The sequence below is a fragment of the Roseibium aggregatum genome (genome assembly GCF_014692675.1).
In the GTDB taxonomy this organism is placed as follows: Bacteria; Pseudomonadota; Alphaproteobacteria; order Rhizobiales; family Stappiaceae; genus Roseibium; species Roseibium aggregatum_C.
The window spans coordinates 1-13,299 of sequence record NZ_JABFCZ010000033.1; the positions used below are offsets into that span (position 1 = coordinate 1).

Sequence of the window (13,299 nt, forward strand, 5' to 3'; positions counted from 1 at the left end):
ATTATGAGGACCAGACTGCGCGGATCTCCATCTTGGCCGGGGCTCGACCCCGAGACCGGATACGTTGACGCAGACTGAACAGAGCAATCTTCAAATTACCCCTTGCAGACGGGGCGGGCCATACGTTTCAAAAATATTTTTTTCTCGCGAAGAGACTGCATCACCCGCCATCATTGGAAACGAATTATTAGTCACTTGCGTTCGATTTAACGACCATCGATCAAAAGGACTATTTTCATCAACGTTAATAATCTCCCAATGCCTAGGCTTACCCTCCGGAGCATCCTTGGTCATTGCAATTAACCCTCTACTCGGCTCCGGAATAAGGCGACCGCTTTGGACTAGTGGCTCAATCGTTTCAAATAACATTTTTGTCTCATCATCATCCGGAATTATAAATACTGGGACGGCCTTCAGCACTCCGTTCTGAATTGGTAGATCTTCGACATTATCAGCATAAAATGATATTTCATTTTCCTTCATAAATTTATCGAAGCCTTCTTCTGAAGCCAACATAGACATGGCCATGACCTCAGTAGAGGCATAAGAAAGCTGCGTTAAATCATTCATGAAAACGGAAAATCGAATTAAATCAAGCGCATCAGATGTATTCGGAACTCTCAAACGGGTTTTTAACCCAGTATGACAACATACTGCTTCATTAAGAATTCTAAAATGTTCTTGATACCCGCCCATCCACTCCTTAGGCTGGAAGGTATCGAAGTGCATCACATTCTGTAATATTGACTGCAATGACATAAGCAGAGATACAACACCATCTAAATCGCAAGTTATTATCTATATATCACAACAACCTGAATATTTAGAATGAAGATAATTCCAAGCGCCTATTAGCACCTATTTTCTTCACAATATTGATGAGAATGTCGCACCTCGCCGCTTGCCCAATAACCGGTGAAATGGGGATTGGTTTTTCCAGTAATCGGCGAGACCAGTAGGAGAAAACAGCACCTCTTCAGTCGCCCTCTCTCCTTAATCAGGTCTTTTGCCGATAAGTAGGCAGGGCCGGCGAGCTAATCCGCTTTCAAACGTCGTGGGCTGTCAGCCAGTCGCGAATGAGATTCTGGTAACGCTCACCGGAAAAGCTCGGGAAATGGCCGCCGTGCACCAGCCGCACCGGCAGATCGAGGAGCCGGGTCATGCTGGCGATATAATCGCCTATGTCCGAGTGATAGGTGTCCTCGATCAGCGGCCCGTCATAGATGATGTCTCCGGAAAACAGAATCCCGGTCGCCTTTTCATAGAGCGCGATGCCACCCGGTGAATGACCGGGCGTATGGATCACCGTGAAATGCCGGTCGCCGAGATCGACGACATCGCCGTCCTCGACGATACGCGTGGCCGGCGCCTTCTTCACCGCGTATTCGGTGGAGCTGTAGGGCAGCGGCGGCAGCCGGGTGAAGATCTCGTCGGTCACGTAAGGATCGGCCAGCGTATTCTCCCGGGTCGGTTCCGCCAGAAGTTCCGCCTCGTGCGCGTGCACAGTACGGTGCTCGACCTCGTGATGGCAGCCGATGTGGTCGAAATGGGTGTGGCTTGCAACCGCCTCGAGCGGCCTCTCGGTCACGATCGGCACCTGTTCGCGCAGGCTGACCACGCCCATGCCGCTGTCGACCAGCATGTCCTTGTCCCGCCCGCGCACGTGCCAGATGTTGCAGCGGTAGAACTCCTGGATGAAGGGCTCGCAGATATAGGTGACGTCGTCGCCGACCTTGCGGGTCTCGTACCAGATATCCGCCGTGGCGCGTTCCATGTCCGCCCTCACCCTTGATCTTTCAGGACCACCACATCGCCCCGCCGCACTCCGAGCGTGACGGTCGATCCCACCAGCGCTCCTCCACTCTGCGGCATCTGGGCGACGGGCCGGAAATCGTCATTGGCGGCATGCTTCAAAACCGCCAGATGATGGGCACCGGCAAAGGTCAGGTCCTCCACGGTCGCGGACCCGAGCGGCAGGATATCATCGCCTGCGCGGTCCACCACGAAATGTTCCGGCCGGATCGACAGCACGACCGCCTCGCCCGCCTCGAACCGCTTCTCCGGGGCGGAAAGCCTGAGCTGACCGCACGGGGTATCGACGTCGATCACGCTGCCCTTTTTCTCCAGCACCTTGCCTTTCAGGAAAGAACTCTGCCCCATGAAGCCCGCGGTAAACAGTGTCGCCGGTTGCAGGTAGACCCGTTCCGGCGTGCCCATGTCCTCGATCCGGCCTTGGCTCATCACAACGACGGTGTCGCCGATGGCCATGGCCTCTTCCTGGTCATGGGTCACGTGGATGAAGGAGGTTCCCACTTCCCGCTGGATCGCCTTCAGTTCGGCCTGCATCTGCCGGCGCAGCTTCAGGTCCAGCGCTCCGAGCGGTTCGTCGAGCAGAAGAACGGAGGGTTCGACGGCCAACGCCCGGGCGAGCGCGACGCGCTGGCGCTGGCCGCCGGAAAGCTCATGGGGTTTCTTGTCCTCAGCCCCGCCGAGCCCGACCAGTTCCAGCATCCGGTGCGCGCGATTGCTGCGCTCCTTCGAGCCAATGCCGCGCATGCGCAGGCCGAAGCCCACATTCGCGCCGATGGTCATGTGCGGAAACAGGGCATAGTCCTGGAACACGGTCGTCGTCGGACGTTTTGCGGGCGCGACATCCGTCATGTCCTGACTGTTGATCAGCACCTCACCGGATTGCGGCACCAGAAAGCCGCCGATGACGGAAAGCAGCGTCGTCTTGCCCGAGCCGGAGGGGCCGAGGAACACGGTATAGGCGCCGGCCGGAACCGTCAGCGACACGCCGTCGAGCGCGGTGAAGCTGTCGTAGCGATGCGTGACGTTGCGCACGTCGACGGCAAGATCGGTCAAGAACGCCTCCCTTTCCGGAAAACGACCAGTTCGAGAACAATGACGAGAACGACGGAAATACCGAAGACGACGCTACCGACCGCGTTGGTCTTCGGATTGAGGCCCGAGCGCAGCAGGCTCCAGATTTCCACCGGCAGGGTGACGTCGAAGCGCGTCAGCAGGAACGAGATGATGAACTCGTCCCAGGAAAACGTCATCGACAGGAAGAAACTGGCAAAGAGTGCGGGCCAGAGCATCGGCGCCGTCACCAGCGTGATCACCTGCCACTCCCTGGCGCCCAGGTCCCGGGCGGCGCGCTCGATATTGGCCTGATGATCGCCCATCTGGCTGTAGATGATGGCAAAGCAGAGCGGCATGTTGATCACCACATGGCCGATACCGGCGGCAACGAGCGACTTCGGGATGCCGACTGCGTTGAAGGTGATCAGCAGGCCCATGCCGATGATCAGGTAGCTGACCGTGAGCGGCGCGGTGAGAAGCGCCCGCTGCAACCCCTTCGCCGGCAGTTTGAACCGCGCCAGGCCATAGGCCGACAGGAAGCCGAGCAGAACGGCGGTGAGCGACGAACCGACGGCGACCGCAATGGAATTCGCCAGCGCTTCCATCAGCCGCCCGTCATTCCACACCGCCTCGTACCAGCGCAGGCTCAACCCCTTCAGCGGCGGGATCGGAAACCGGCCGTCCTGGAAGGAAAACAAGACCAGCACGACGACCGGCAGGAAAATGAAGCCGTAGATCGCCAGCGCGTAGAGAACGGAGGGCAGCTGGCGCCAGGGTTTGCGTATCATGCTCAGGCCCTTTCCAGACGGATCCAGCGGGCGAAGCCGAGATAGGCGATGGTCACCACTATCATCAGCAAGATTGCCAGCGCCGAGGCGGTCGGGAAGTCCGCCCGCCGGCCGATCTGCAGCATGATCACCTGCGGCATCAGCAGCTCGTTGTTGCCGCCGAGCACCTGGGGCGTGATGTAGTCGCCGATGCACAGGACGAACGTCAGGAAGGCGCCGACCATGATGCCCGGCAGCGTCAGCGGCAGCACCACATGCCAGAAGGTCCTGAGCGGCCCCGCGCCCAGATCCGCGGCGGCCTTGCGGTAATTCGGCGAAAGCTGCACCAGGTTGGCGTAGATCGTCAGCGTCAACAGCATGACAAAGAAATGGACAAAGCCGATCACCGTCGCCGTGCGGCTGTTGGCGAGATCGAGCGGTTCGTCGACAAGTCCGATGCCGAGCAGCGCCTGGTTGATGATGCCGTTGTTGGCAAGCACCAGGAGCCAGGAATAGGAGCGCACCACGTAGGAGGTCCAGAACGGCAGGATGGCGAGCACCAGCGCCAGCCGCTGCCACCGGGCCGGTACCTTTTCGGCGATGATCCAGGCAAACGGATAGGCGAGCACGATGGAGGTCACGGTCACGATAGCGGTGACCTCCAGCGAATTCACCATCGCCTGCAGGAAGTGCCCGCGCTCGAAGAATTTCAGGTAATTGGCAAAGGTCCAGCTGGCGATGAGGTCGGTTCCGACCCGCTCCCAGAGGCTGACCACCGCCATGACGATGAACGGAGCCACGAAAAAGGCGGCAGTCCAAAGAAGGGCGGGAGCGACGAAGGCCCAGGGCCCCAGGTCGATCCGCTTGCGCTTCCATGTCGCCGCCATAATCGCGTCTCCGTTCAAGTTTCGATCCGGTGAAGGATCAGTGTTGCAGGAATTCCGTCCAGACGTCCTGCATTTCCGCGTCCAGCTTGGCGTCGGGCGCCGGATAAAGCTGCGAATTGGCGATGTAGCTTTCCTGGTCGGACCAGCGCAGTGCGGTCTTCTGCTGGTCGGTCAGCTGGGCCTCGGCCTTGGAATTTGCCGGCATCGCCCAGTAGCAGGACGAGGTCGCCAGCTTTGCCTGGCCTTCCGGCGACAGGATGTACTTGACGAACTCGGTCGCCAGTTCCTTGCGCTTGCTGTCCTTGAAGACACCGATCGACTGGGACCAGCGCATGCCGCCCTGCTTCGGCAGGATCCAGTCCAGGTCCGGATTGTCGGCGCTCAGGCCCGCGGTCACCCATTCGCCGCCGCCGACCAGGATATCCACTTCGCCGGTCGCGAGCGCGGTCTGGCTGGCGACCACTTCGCCGACGAGCTTGGCGTTGTCCTTGATCTTGAACAGCGTGTCCTTGATTTCGGGAAGATCGGCGCCGGAGAGGTCCGCCGTCTTCTTGCCGAGGCCGACCGCGACCATGCCCATGACCGGGAGATAGTAGTCGTAAACGGCAATCTTGCCCTTGTACTTGTCCGATGACCACAGGACGGTCATGTCCTCCATGTCGACCGGATCGACCTTCGCCTTGTTGAAGGAGATCGTGTTGTAGCCGAACTTCTCCGAAACGGCGTAGGTCTTGCCGTCGCGCACGTGGTTGGCTTCCATGCGCAGGGCCGGGAAGATATCGTCCATGGGCAGGGCGTCCGCCGGCAGCGGCGCCAGCAGATCGGCATCGATCGCGCGCGGCACGTCGACCCCGTCGATCACGAACACGTCCCAGTCGCCCGGCTGCGACTGTTCGACGATGGCAAGGGCCGCGCCGGTGCCTTCGTATTCCTTGAGGTTGACCTTGACGTCGAACTTCTTCTCGAACGGCTCGATCAGCGCCGGGTCGGTGTGATCGCACCAAACGAGCGCATTGAGTTCTTCCGTCGCCTGCGCCGACAGCGGCGCCAGCACCACGGAGGACAGAAGCACGCCGAGGACGGCGTTCTTCAGTTTCGTTTTTCTGACCTGTTTTGTCATGACTGCTCCATCTCTGGCTGAAAGGTGATCTTTGTTTGTTGTTGGCCCCAAAAGGACAGGTCCCTAGTCATCCGCGGAATAGCGGACGCCGGGCAGAATGCAGAGCATTTCGTAGAGAAGATTCGCGCCGACCAGCGCAGTGTTACCGGACGGATCGTAGGGCGGCGACACTTCCACCAGATCGCCGCCGACCACGTTGAGCCCCCGGCAACCGCGGATGATTTCCAGCGCCTGCCAGATAGTCAGGCCGCCGATCTCCACGGTTCCGGTTCCGGGCGCAAACGCCGGATCCAGGCTGTCGATGTCGTAGGAGAGATAGACCGGATGATCGCCGATCTTTTCCCGGACTTCCGCCATCAGCGGCACCAGCGACTTGTGCCAGCAGTCTTCCGCCGGAACGACGGTGAAGCCCTGCTTGCGCGACCAGTTGAAGTCCTCCGGCGAATAGCCGGTGCCGCGCAGGCCGATCTGGAACACCTTGTCGGCCTGGAGGCAGCCGTCCTCAAGCGCGCGGCGGAACGGCGTGCCGTGGGCGATCTTCTCGCCGAACATGTCGTCGTTGATATCCGCATGGGCATCGACGTGAATGAGCGCCACCGGCCCGTGCTTCTTCGCCATGGCGCGCAGGATCGGATAGGTCATCGTGTGATCGCCGCCGAGCGCCAGCGGCTTGCAGTCATGCACGACAATGTCGCTGAAGGCCTGTTCGATGATCTCGACCGACTTCTTCAGGTCGAAGGTGTTGAGCGCCACATCGCCGACGTCGGCGACCTGCAGGCTGTCGAAGGGTGCGGCCCCGGTGCCCATGTTGTAGGGCCGCAGCATGCACGATTCCATGCGGATATGACGCGGTCCCTGGCGGGTGCCGGAGCGGTTGGAGGTGCCGATATCGAGCGGCACCCCGATGAAACAGGCATCCAGGCCTTCCGCCGTTTCCCGCGCCGGCAGCCGCATCATGGTTGACGGGCCGGCGAAACGCGGCATGTCGTTGCCGCCAAGCGGCTGATTGAATGTCATCCCACCCTCAATCTGACTGCAAATTAATCACGCCAATCGAATATGCAGCCTAGCCGGTGGCAAACATGGATAAAATGAGCAATTATCAAACTCCAGTTTTGTAATACTCAAAGTGAAGTCATGAGATTCTCGGGCAGTGACCTTCGTCTTCTCCAGGTGTTCGAGGCGGTCGCCCGTCACGGCGCCTTCTCGGCCGCCGAAGCCGAACTCAACATCAGCGCCTCGACCATCTCCAATCACATGACCGCCCTGGAGGAACGGCTCGGCGTCAAGCTATGCCAGCGCGGCCGAACCGGCTTCCGCCTGACGGAAAAGGGACAGCTCGTGCTGGATTCCGCCCGGCGCCTGTTCAAGGCGATCGGCGATTTCGACGCGGAAATCGGCGCGCTGCGCGGCACCCTGACAGGCGAATTGCGGATCGGACTGGTCGACAGCATGGTGACGGATCCAAACTCCCGGATCTCCGAGGCGATCGCCGCCTTCGGCAAGCGGGAAGGCTCCGTCTCCCTGACCCTGATGCAGGACCGGCCGCAGGAACTGCAGCAGAAGGTCTATGACGGCGTCTACCATTGCGGCATCGGCAGCTTCCCGCACCTGATCTCGGGCCTGGAAGCGATCCCGCTTTATGACGAACAGCATTATCTCTATGCCGCGAGCAGCCATCCGCTGGTCGAAGACAGTAACCCGATCACGACCGAGCAACTGCGCAAACACCGCTTCATCCGCCGGGGCTACTGGCGCGCCGCCGATGAACGCCGGCTTTTGCTGGGTCCGGTCGAGGCGACGGTTCACCAGATCGAACCGCAACTGATGCTGATCCGCTCAGGACACTATCTCGGTTTCCTGCCGGAACATCTTGCCCAAAGGTGGGTCGAGGCCGGCGAACTCATCGCCATCCTGCCGGAGGAAATCACCTACACCTGCACCTTCAGCCTGATCCTGCGCAAGGGCTACCGGCGCACGGAAACCCTGCGCACCTTCATCCGCGATTTCACCGGCGCGCACGATCTGGCGGCGTAGTTCGGCAGCGAGTTCTGCCCTCGGCTCCCTCCGGAGCGGTCAGGATTCCGCCATCGTTTTCGCAACAGCTGCCAGCCAGCGCCGGACAGCGGGAACGTCCTTTTCCGGCACACACCCAAGCAATTCCTGCTCGACCGTGTGCACCCGCTCTCGCGCTTCACTCAGCAGTTTCCGGCCGTGCTCGGTCAGGTCGAGTTGCTTGATCCGGCCGTGGACCGCGTGGGGCCGGCGCGAGATCGATCCGCCCTTTTCCAGATTGGCGATGATCACGCTGACCGTCTGTGGCGTCAGCAGCGCCAGGCGGGCGATATCCGCGTTGGAAATGCCCGGATAGGCGGCAATCATGGTCAGGACGGAAAACTGAGGCGGCGTCATGTCGAGATCGGCAAGCACATGGGCCACCCGGTTATGGGAGGCATTGGCGGCCTGGCGCAGCAGATAGCCGAGATAGCCCTCTTCGCCGCGTTTGCCTTCCCCCGCCTCCGGCACGCCGGTCTGCCCGTCCGATTTGTCCTTGCGCATAATATCAGAGCTCTTATATATTGTTCGAACTCTGATATTAAACCGGTTAGACGGAAAGGACCAGTCATGTCTTCAGGTGATGCGCGTATCGGCTATGAGACCTTCAAGAACCGGCAACCTGCCGCCTATGCGGCGCTGGTCGCCCTTGGAAACAGCGCCACCGAGGGCGGCCTCGACAAGGCGCTGGCGGAACTGGTCAAGCTGCGGGTTTCCCAGATCAACGGCTGCGCCTTCTGTCTTCAATTGCACCTGAACATCGCCCGCAAGCTCGGCATCGACCGGGCGAAGCTCGATCTCCTGGCGACGTGGCACGACGCCGGCGTCTTTTCCGAACGGGAAGCCGCCGCGCTGGCCTGGGCTGAAGCCCTGACACGGCTGGACGGCACCGGCGTTTCCGATGCCGCATGGTCGGCTCTGCGCGAACACTTCTCAGAAGAGGAAGCCGAACTCCTGACCATCGCCATCGGCACCATCAACACGTGGAACCGGATCGCGGGCCCGTTCCGTTTCACGCCGCTGGTTCCCGCAAAGGTCGCCGTCTGATGGCGGCCGCCGAAACGCTCGACCTGCGCTATGCGGACGAGGAATCAGACGTGATCCGCTGCTTTGAACTGATGCGACAGCTTCGGCCCCATCTTGCCACTGAAGGAGAATTCGTCGACCGCTGGCGCAGACAAACCGCGGCTGGCTACCGGTTGATCGCCCTGTGGCAGAACCAGACTCCCGTCGCACTCGCAGGCTTCCGCGTCCAGGAAAACCTGGTCCACGGCGTCCATCTCTACGTCGACGATCTCGTCACTGACGAGGCCGCGCGGGGCAGCGGCTTCGGCCATATTCTGATGGATCGCCTGAAGGAGGAAGGCCGCGCGCTCGGTCTGGAAAAACTGATCCTCGACACGCCGCTTACCAATGCGCTCGGGCACCGGTTCTACTACCGCGAGGGATTGCTCGCCCGTGCCCTGCGTTTCCATGTCTCCCTCACAACCGAAGCGGGAACGGCCCGATGACCCTGCTCCACATCAGCGCCAGTCCCCGCGAAGCGCTCTCCCACAGCCGGAAAATCGGCCAGATGTTGGTCGACCGCCTGTGCGCGGAAACCGGGTTGGAAGTGACACGGCGGGATCTGGCACAGACGCCGCCGCCCTGGCCGGATGGACGCTTTGCCGAAGCCAGCCTTTGTCCGGATGATCAACGCACGAAGCGACACAGACGGGATCTGGAAATCTCCGAATCCCTGATCGCGGAGCTGGAAGCCGCCGACGCGCTGGTCATCGACAGCCCCATGCACAATTTCACCGTGCCCGCCACCTTCAAGGCATGGATCGACCTGGTGGTGCGCCCGAACCGGACATTTCGCGGAACGCCGGCCGGCAAGGTCGGATTGCTGGCGGATCGCCCGGTCGTGCTCGTCATGGCAAGCGGCGGCCCCGTCGGTGAGGCACCGCCGGCCCAGACCGATTTCCTGACCCCTTACCTGCGCTATGTCCTCGCCACCATCGGCCTGAGAGATCTGAGCACGATCTGCCTGGACAGCCTGCGCCGGGGGCCGGATGCGGTCGACCGGGCAGAGACGGCGGCCATGGCGCGGATCGACGGCATCGCCGCTCATGTCAGGGACCGGCTTGACCGGCAGGCCCTTGCGGCAAAGGCGTCAGCCGCAACTTGAGATCAGACCTCAAAGCAATCAAGCTGTCTTGGCGGTGACACGGAACCTCTGTAGATTTCCCGCCGCCGGGAACGGCCCTGCCCCGCTTCGCAACCCTGATTGTCGAGACCCATGCCCGATTTCTCACCGATAATGGATGCTGCCGCTCCCGTGGAAACCGGCGATATAGACCTCGTGATCTTCGACTGCGACGGCGTTCTGATCGACAGTGAGATCATCAGCGCCAGGACCCTGATGGCAGCACTCGAGGAATTCGGTGTGGAAACCGACTTTCCCTATTTCAAGGCGAACTTCCTGGGGCGGAGCTTTCCGAAAGTCGCTGCAAACATTCGAACCACCTTCAATGTGAACCTGCCGGAGACGTTCGAGGCCGATTACCGGCGCAAACTGCTGGCAGCCTTCGAGACCGATCTGAAGCCGGTCGAGGGCATCTTCGACATTCTCGACGATCTCGCCGTCCGCGCCTGCGTCGCCACCAGCAGCAGCCCGGAGCGGGCGTCCCGCTCGCTGCACCTGACCGGGCTTGACCGGTATTTCGGCGACGCGGTCTTCACCGCCTCCCAGGTCGAACGCGGCAAGCCGGCGCCCGATCTTTTCCTCCACGCGGCCGCCACCAGCGGCGCCCGGCCCGAGGCCTGTCTTGTCATCGAGGATAGCGGCCCGGGCATCGAGGCGGCCAGCGCCGCCGGCATGAAGGTCTGGCATTTCGTCGGCGGCAGCCACCTGGATCAGACCGACATTCTCGGCCAGGCATTGACACCCCCGGTTCCGTTTTTTGACACTTGGCCGTCTTTTTTTGATATGGCCCCTCAATTGAAAAAACGCTGATCGCTGACGGAACCGAGTATGGCAGCCAAGACGGACATCGACGCTACGCGCCTGGATGACGCGGCCCGCGCGGGCTGGCTGTATTACGTGGCCGGCAACACCCAGGACGAAATCGCCCGCAAGCTGGGCGTCTCCCGCCAGTCCGCACAGCGTCTCGTCTCGCTTGCCGTCAGCGAACGGCTGATCAAGGTCCGCCTCGACCATCCGATCGCCCGTTGCATGGAACTCGCCGCCCGCATGAAGGAGCATTTCGGGCTGGAAATGTGCGAGATCGTCCCGAGCGACCCTGCCGACCCCTATTCCATTGTCGGTCTGGCCCAGGCGGCGGCGGCGGAAATGGAGCGGCATCTCAAATGCCCCGATCCGAAGATCATCGCCTTCGGCACCGGTCGGACGCTCCGGGCTTCGGTCGAACAATTGCCGCTGATGGACTGCCCGCAGCACAAGATCGTCTCCCTGCTCGGCAACATGAACTTCGACGGCTCGGCTTCCGCCTATAACGTCATCATCCGCATGGCGGACCGGGTCAACGCGACCCATTACCCGATGCCGCTCCCGGTCTTTGCCCGCTCGACGGAAGAACGCACCCTGCTCCACGGCCTGGAACCGGTGCACAACATCCTGGAACTCTCCGCTAAGGCCGATGTGACCTTCGTCGGCGTCGGCAACATGGACGAAACCGCGCCGCTTTACGTCGACGGTTTTATCAATCTTTCCGAGCTGAACGATCTCACCGCCGCCGGTGCGGTCGGCGAAATCACCAGCTGGGTCTATGACCGCAACGGCCAGCTCATCGAAGGGCTGACCAACAGCCGGGTGGCCAGCGCGCCTCTGGAACCGGCTACCTCCCGGACCGTGATCGGCATCGCCGCCGGCGAAGGGAAGGTCGGGGCCATCGGCGGCGCCCTGCGCGGCCGCCTCCTAAGCGGCCTGATCACCAACGAAGCGACGGCCGAAAGCCTGCTGGCGGGCTGAACACGCCCGAAATCGGTTGTGAAAACGACCCGATACGTCGGTTAGATTGCAAAGACACCGCTCCCGGCACCTTCCAGTTTGTGCGGGAAAACCGGCATCCGAGACGGTCGCTTCGGTGGACAGCCAATTTTCCTGTTCACTAACCCTCAGAAATAAAACAGAATTTTGCGCCGCAACAACGAAAGTCCGCCAGCTTGCGTCGGGACCATCTTGACGTAACGGCGCACATTTGTGAGAATTTGCCCGTTGTATTAGCAAATGCTCACTCATGAGCTTTGGGAGGAAATCATGACCGTTTTCGTACGCGCCCTCTTGGGGGCGACCGCATTGACGCTGGCTGTTTCGCCCGCGCTCGCCGAAAAACTCACCATCGCGACCGTCAACAACGGCGACATGATCCGCATGCAGAAGCTGACGGACGATTTCACCGCGAAGAACCCGGACATCGAACTGGAATGGGTGACGCTTGAGGAAAACGTCCTGCGCCAGCGCGTGACCACGGATATCGCCACCAACGGCGGCCAGTACGACATCATGACCATCGGCACCTACGAGGTTCCGATTTGGGCCAAGCAGGGCTGGCTGGTCGACCTGAATGACCTGCCCGCTTCCTACGATATCGATGACCTGCTGCCGGCGATCCGCGGCGGCCTGACCGTCGACGGCAAGCTCTATGCGGCCCCGTTCTACGGCGAAAGCTCCATGGTCATGTACCGCACCGACCTGATGAAGAAGGCCAACCTGGAAATGCCGGACGCGCCGACCTGGGACTTCATCAAACAGGCTGCGGCAGCCATGACCGACAAGAACAACGAGGTCTACGGCATCTGCCTGCGCGGCAAGGCCGGCTGGGGCGAGAACATGGCGTTCCTGACCGCCATGTCCAATTCCTACGGCGCCCGCTGGTTCGACATGGACTGGAAGCCCCAGTTCGACAGCGAGGCCTGGAAGGCGACGCTCACCGACTACCTCGACCTGATGAACAACTACGGTCCTCCAGGCGCCTCCAACAACGGCTTCAACGAGAACCTGTCCCTGTTCCAGACCGGCAAGTGCGGCATGTGGATCGACGCCACGGTGGCCGCATCCTTCGTGACCAACCCGAAGGATTCCACGGTTGCCGACAAGGTCGGCTTCGCCCTGGCGCCGGACAAGGGGCTCGGCAAGCGCGGCAACTGGCTGTGGGCCTGGAGCCTGGGCATCCCTGCCGGCTCTCAGAAAGTGGATGCCGCCAAGAAGTTCATCGCCTGGGCGACCTCCAAGGACTACCTTAAACTGGTCGCCGACAAGGAAGGCTGGGCGAACGTTCCTCCCGGAACCCGCACCTCGCTCTACGAGAACCCGAAATACCAGGAGGCTGCGCCTTTCGCCAAGATGACGCTGGAAAGCATCAATGCGGCCGACCCGCAGCACCCGACCGTGGACGAAGTCCCTTACGTCGGCGTCCAGTTCGTCGCCATTCCTGAATTCCAGGGGATCGGCACGGCCGTCGGCCAGCAGTTCTCAGCCGCCCTCGCGGGCACCGTGACCGCGGACCAGGCGCTGAAGAACGCACAGATGATAACCGAGCGCACCATGATGAAGGCCGGTTACATCAAATAAGCGATGCCTAAACTCGGGCCGGTTCCAGCC

15 protein-coding genes are annotated in these 13,299 nt (G+C 61.2%); 7 read left to right on the forward strand and 8 right to left on the reverse strand.

The genetic code is table 11. The annotated features are described in order from the left end of the window. Positions 1-90: 90 nt before the first annotated feature. From HK439_RS23460 to speB, 7 genes are all read right to left on the reverse strand, one after another. Entirely contained in the window at positions 91-729 is a 639-nt protein-coding gene (locus tag HK439_RS23460; protein ID WP_190293925.1) for a hypothetical protein, read from the reverse strand. A 316-nt stretch (positions 730-1,045) separates the two neighbouring features. Next, a complete protein-coding gene (locus tag HK439_RS23465; protein ID WP_190293926.1) occupies positions 1,046-1,774 on the reverse strand; it encodes an MBL fold metallo-hydrolase in 729 nt (242 codons plus the stop codon). 8 nt (positions 1,775-1,782) lie between these two features. Beyond that, positions 1,783-2,865, reverse strand: a complete 1,083-nt coding sequence (locus HK439_RS23470; RefSeq protein WP_190293927.1) for an ABC transporter ATP-binding protein — start codon at positions 2,863-2,865, stop codon at positions 1,783-1,785. After that, a complete protein-coding gene (locus tag HK439_RS23475) occupies positions 2,862-3,653 on the reverse strand; it encodes an ABC transporter permease (protein ID WP_190293928.1) in 792 nt (263 codons plus the stop codon). The genes HK439_RS23470 and HK439_RS23475 overlap by 4 nt, the downstream gene beginning before the upstream one ends. 2 nt (positions 3,654-3,655) lie before the next feature. Further along, a complete protein-coding gene (locus HK439_RS23480) occupies positions 3,656-4,519 on the reverse strand; it encodes an ABC transporter permease (protein ID WP_190293929.1) in 864 nt (287 codons plus the stop codon). Between the two features lie 37 nt (positions 4,520-4,556). Continuing rightward, positions 4,557-5,639 (reverse strand): ABC transporter substrate-binding protein, encoded by a 1,083-nt coding sequence (locus tag HK439_RS23485; RefSeq protein ID WP_190293930.1) that lies wholly within the window; start codon positions 5,637-5,639, stop codon positions 4,557-4,559. Between the two features lie 63 nt (positions 5,640-5,702). Beyond that, positions 5,703-6,656: an agmatinase gene (gene speB / locus HK439_RS23490; RefSeq protein ID WP_190293931.1), complete on the reverse strand. Its 954-nt coding sequence runs from the start codon at positions 6,654-6,656 to the stop codon at positions 5,703-5,705. Positions 6,657-6,776: 120 nt separating this feature from the next. Between speB and HK439_RS23495 the strand changes: the two genes are divergently transcribed. Then, positions 6,777-7,676, forward strand: a complete 900-nt coding sequence (locus tag HK439_RS23495; protein ID WP_190293932.1) for a LysR family transcriptional regulator — start codon at positions 6,777-6,779, stop codon at positions 7,674-7,676. A gap of 39 nt (positions 7,677-7,715) precedes the next feature. On the opposite strand, the gene HK439_RS23500 is transcribed toward HK439_RS23495, so the two are convergent. After that, positions 7,716-8,198, reverse strand: a complete 483-nt coding sequence (locus HK439_RS23500) for a MarR family winged helix-turn-helix transcriptional regulator (protein ID WP_190293933.1) — start codon at positions 8,196-8,198, stop codon at positions 7,716-7,718. A 66-nt stretch (positions 8,199-8,264) separates the two neighbouring features. On the opposite strand from HK439_RS23500, the gene HK439_RS23505 reads away from it, so the two are divergent. The 6 genes from HK439_RS23505 (at position 8,265) to HK439_RS23530 (ending at position 13,269) form a co-directional block, all read left to right on the forward strand. Continuing rightward, the gene (locus tag HK439_RS23505; protein WP_190293934.1) at positions 8,265-8,741 is read left to right on the forward strand and encodes a carboxymuconolactone decarboxylase family protein; all 477 of its coding nucleotides are present in this window, start codon (positions 8,265-8,267) and stop codon (positions 8,739-8,741) included. Further along, positions 8,741-9,205 carry a GNAT family N-acetyltransferase gene (locus tag HK439_RS23510; protein WP_190293935.1) on the forward strand — a complete coding sequence of 155 codons (465 nt, stop codon included), beginning with the start codon at positions 8,741-8,743 and terminating at the stop codon, positions 9,203-9,205. Before HK439_RS23505 ends, HK439_RS23510 begins: the two co-directional genes overlap by 1 nt. Next, a complete protein-coding gene (locus tag HK439_RS23515; protein WP_190293936.1) occupies positions 9,202-9,864 on the forward strand; it encodes an FMN-dependent NADH-azoreductase in 663 nt (220 codons plus the stop codon). The genes HK439_RS23510 and HK439_RS23515 overlap by 4 nt, the downstream gene beginning before the upstream one ends. Positions 9,865-10,014: 150 nt before the next feature. Further along, positions 10,015-10,692, forward strand: a complete 678-nt coding sequence (locus HK439_RS23520; RefSeq protein ID WP_209012029.1) for an HAD family hydrolase — start codon at positions 10,015-10,017, stop codon at positions 10,690-10,692. 18 nt (positions 10,693-10,710) lie between these two features. Then, positions 10,711-11,667, forward strand: a complete 957-nt coding sequence (locus HK439_RS23525) for a sugar-binding transcriptional regulator (RefSeq protein ID WP_190293937.1) — start codon at positions 10,711-10,713, stop codon at positions 11,665-11,667. 288 nt (positions 11,668-11,955) lie between these two features. Next, a complete protein-coding gene (locus tag HK439_RS23530; protein WP_190293938.1) occupies positions 11,956-13,269 on the forward strand; it encodes an ABC transporter substrate-binding protein in 1,314 nt (437 codons plus the stop codon). The last annotated feature ends 30 nt before the right edge of the window (positions 13,270-13,299 follow it).